At 67.4% G+C, this 472-nt stretch carries 1 pseudogene; it reads left to right on the top strand.

The features are described from left to right. Positions 1-427, top strand: a pseudogene (locus G6R24_RS23145) (hypothetical protein); the annotation flags it as partial. Between the last annotated feature and the right edge of the window lie 45 nt (positions 428-472).

Here is a 472-nt window from a genome sequence, read left to right as displayed (position 1 = left end):
CATGGCCTCCTCGAAGCAGGAGGATGGCGAGGTGAGCTCCTCGCGAGGCGGACCGCGGTCGGACCGGCCGAAGCGCCGGACCTTCACCGCGGCCTACAAGAAAATAATCCTGAACGAGTACGACGGCCTGACCGGTGCGGGCGAACGAGGCGCCCTGCTGCGCCGGGAAGGTCTGTACCACTCCCACATCCAGAAATGGCGCGAGGCACAGGAACAGGGGGCTCGCGAAGCCCTCGAGGACAGGCCCGCCGGCCGGCCCGCGGCGACGGAGACAGACGCCGACAACGAGCGGCTACGGCGGGAGAACCAACGGCTCACCGCCGAGCTGGCACGAACGAAAGCGGCGCTGGAAGTCGTGGGAAAAGCGCACGCGCTCTTGGCACTGATCTCCGAGAGCGCGGATTCCGGCAGGAAACCCGGCAGATAGTCGACGAGGCGTTCACCTCGCTGGTGCCCTTGACCTCGGTCAAGG

It is taken from the genome of Candidatus Frankia nodulisporulans, from assembly GCF_902806475.1.
Classification (GTDB): Bacteria; Actinomycetota; Actinomycetes; order Frankiales; family Frankiaceae; genus Frankia; species Frankia umida.
Note: the sequence above shows the minus strand (reverse complement) of the source record. Positions and strands in the feature narration are given on the sequence as shown.